Here is a 2,785-nt window from a genome sequence, read left to right on the forward strand (position 1 = left end):
CATCAGGAACATCAGGCCGTAGAAAGACCAGTGAACCAGATGGCTGGCAGTCTTCTCGATCGGCTTCATTTCGGCCGGCAGGGGAGGGACCGGATTGATGAGCCGCCAGATGATCCTCGCAATTGTCAGGATGAGGATGGTGATCCCGATCGACTTGTGAAGCTGATAGAGGTCTTCGCTGCCCTCCATGTTCCAGCCAAGGAAGATCATGCCAATTATGGCGAACGCGATTGCCCAGTGAAGGGCAATCGCGACGACGCTGTAACGAGAAGATTGTGTCATGTGTAACGAGTTTTGCTCCTGAGCCGGCGGACTTTACTCGTCCTGCAGCAGTTCGCCAGAAAACTCGATCATGACGTCATCGGAAATCACGCCTTCCAGAGAGTCCTGTCCGAAGGCCGAGCGGCTGATCGTGGTGGTCGCATCGAAGCCAATGAGGTCTCGTTCGCCATACCAGGGAGCATTCCCGGTGCCATTATACGTGACATCCAGCGTCACTGGGCGCGTGACGCCCAGAAAGGTCAGATCGCCCGTGACCGTGCCGGAATTGTCGCCTGTCTGGGTAACATCAGTCGACTCGAACGTGATCTCAGGAAACTCGGCGGCGTTGAGAAAGCGCGTGTCCTTGCTGAGCGCTTCGGGCCAGGTTGAATAGGGGCTGTCAGGATGGCCGGCCTTATAGTCGGCGCGATAGTTCACATTGAGCCCAAGCGGATTGATCGTAGCACTAAGATCCGAGGTCTCGGGCGCATCCGGATCGAAGTCGAGCGTCACATCGAAATCTGTGAAGTCGACCGTGTATTCAGACAGGCCATTGTGCATGACCGTGAAGGACAGGAAGGCGTGCGTCGGCTCTAGGCTGTAGGTTCCCGCGGCGGGTACGGCCGGTTCAGTATCGGCGGCCGGGTCAGTCATCTCCTCAGGAGCATTCGTGTCCGTTGATGGAGTGCCGGTTTCGGCGGGCGGGGTGTCCGCATCAACGTCGATGGAGTCATCAGGCTGCGAGCAGGCGGCGAGGGCAAGAGCGCTCGCGCCAGCCGCGAAAAGCATGGAAAATTTCATGTGGTCTGTACCTTATAAGAGTGGAAAGACGAGGCTATTCGTTCTGCAGGAATTCGCCGGAGAACTCGATTTCGACTTCATCCGAGATCATCGGGATCATGGCGGTCATGCCGAAGTCAGAGCGCTTGATCGTCGTCGTCGCGTTAAAGCCGATCAGATCGCGCGGGCCATACCAAGGCACGTTCGCCGTTCCATTATAGGTGACGTCGAGCGTAACGGGCTTGGTCACGCCGAGAAAGGTCAGGTCGCCGGTGACCGTGCCTGTGAAATCGCCGGTCTGCTCTGCGCTTGTCGAGACGAAAGTGATTTCGGAATACTCGTCACCGTTCAGAAAGCGGTCATCGGTCGAGATCTCTGTGTGCCACTCCTCGCGCTCGTCAGCGTCTGGATGGTTGGTCTCAACGCCCATCGGGTCGATCGTGACGCTGAGCTCGGAAGCGCCAGGATCTTCAGGGTCGAAGTCGAGGGTCGCATCGAAGTCCGTGAAGTTCACCGTGTAGCCGGACAGGCCATTATGCTGCACCGTCCATGTCAGGAAGGCATGCGTCGGATCGAGCTGGTAGGTATCAGCCGCGACGCCCTCCAGCGTCTGCTGAGCAAGGGCTGGAGTAGAAAGCAGGGCTACGAGGGCAGCTGATGCGATAAATCTGCGCATGGACGTTCTCCTTTGAATATCCGACATTATAGGCTGAAACCAATCTAGCAGGCACTCACAATCCTTCCAGCCGCGAACAGGATCACGAGCGCCATAGCACATATCCGGGAGATGCATGAGATGAGTTATAGGGCGCCGGTTGATGAAATGGCTTTTGCGCTGAAAACCATGGCACGCCTTGACCGGCTCACGGGCAGTGATTTCCCGGACTTTGACATGGACCTTGTCGAGCCCATCCTTGAAGAGGCGGGAAAACTGGCTGGCGATGTGCTCGCGCCGCTCAATCAGACAGGCGACGCACAGGGCGCGCAGCTCACAGGCGATGGCGTTGTCGCGCCGCATGGCTTTGCCGAAGCCTACAAACAATTTGCGGAAGGCGGCTGGATGGGCCTCGCCGCGCCTGTCGAATGGGGCGGTCAGGGCCTGCCCAAGACGCTCGCCAATGCTGTTCTGGAATTGCTGCACGGCTCCAATATGAGCTTCGGCCTCTGCCCGATGTTGAGCCTCGGCGCAATCGAGGCGCTGGTGGCGCATGGCCATGAGGCCGAGCAGAAGAAATACCTGCCCAAGCTCGTCTCGGGCGAATGGACCGGCACGATGAATTTGACCGAGCCGCAGGCCGGGTCCGATGTCGGCGCGCTCAAGACCAAGGCGGTGCCAAAAGGTGATGGCTCTTACGAGATCACAGGCCAGAAAATCTACATCACCTGGGGCGATCATGACATGGCTGAGAATATCATCCACCTCGTTCTCGCCCGCCTGCCGGATGCGCCGGAAGGTTCACGTGGAATCTCCCTGTTTGTTGTGCCGAAAGTCATGGTGGATGAAGACGGCTCGCTCGGCGCGCGCAACAAGGTCCAGTGTATCGGGCTTGAGAAGAAGATCGGCATCCACGCCTCTCCGACCTGCGTCATGGAGTATGATGGCGCAACAGGATGGCTCGTTGGCGAGGAAAATCGCGGACTGGCCTGCATGTTCACCATGATGAATTCGGCGCGCCTCAACGTCGGCCTCGAAGGGGTCGGGGTCGGGGAAGCGGCCTGGCAGACCGCTTATGAATACGCGCAG

Annotated in this window: 4 protein-coding genes; 1 reads left to right on the plus strand and 3 read right to left on the minus strand. The window is 58.4% G+C overall.

What is annotated here, in order from left to right; translation table 11 throughout:
• The 3 genes from WA989_RS18000 to WA989_RS18010 form a co-directional block, all read right to left on the minus strand.
• Window positions 1-282 (minus strand): cytochrome b (locus WA989_RS18000; protein ID WP_424341848.1); only part of this gene is annotated, 282 nt, incomplete at its 3' end.
• 33 nt (window positions 283-315) lie between these two features.
• Window positions 316-1,062, minus strand: coding sequence for a YceI family protein (locus tag WA989_RS18005; RefSeq protein WP_424341849.1), 747 nt, complete (start codon window positions 1,060-1,062; stop codon window positions 316-318).
• Window positions 1,063-1,096: 34 nt separating this feature from the next.
• Window positions 1,097-1,717: a YceI family protein gene (locus tag WA989_RS18010; RefSeq protein ID WP_424341850.1), complete on the minus strand. Its 621-nt coding sequence runs from the start codon at window positions 1,715-1,717 to the stop codon at window positions 1,097-1,099.
• Between the two features lie 120 nt (window positions 1,718-1,837).
• Here WA989_RS18010 and WA989_RS18015 point away from each other — a divergent pair.
• A partial coding sequence (locus WA989_RS18015) for an acyl-CoA dehydrogenase family protein (RefSeq protein WP_424341851.1) occupies window positions 1,838-2,785 on the plus strand: 948 nt, incomplete at its 3' end.

The sequence above is a fragment of the Henriciella sp. genome (genome assembly GCF_049649345.1).
Lineage (GTDB): Bacteria > Pseudomonadota > Alphaproteobacteria > Caulobacterales > Hyphomonadaceae > Henriciella.

Excerpts from the sequence above, each read along its gene's own strand:
- WA989_RS18005 (WP_424341849.1), bottom strand. The coding sequence starts at position 1,062 with ATGAAATTTTCCATGCTTTTCGCGGCTGGCGCGAGCGCTCTTGCCCTC.
- WA989_RS18010 (WP_424341850.1), bottom strand. The coding sequence starts at position 1,717 with ATGCGCAGATTTATCGCATCAGCTGCCCTCGTAGCCCTGCTTTCTACT.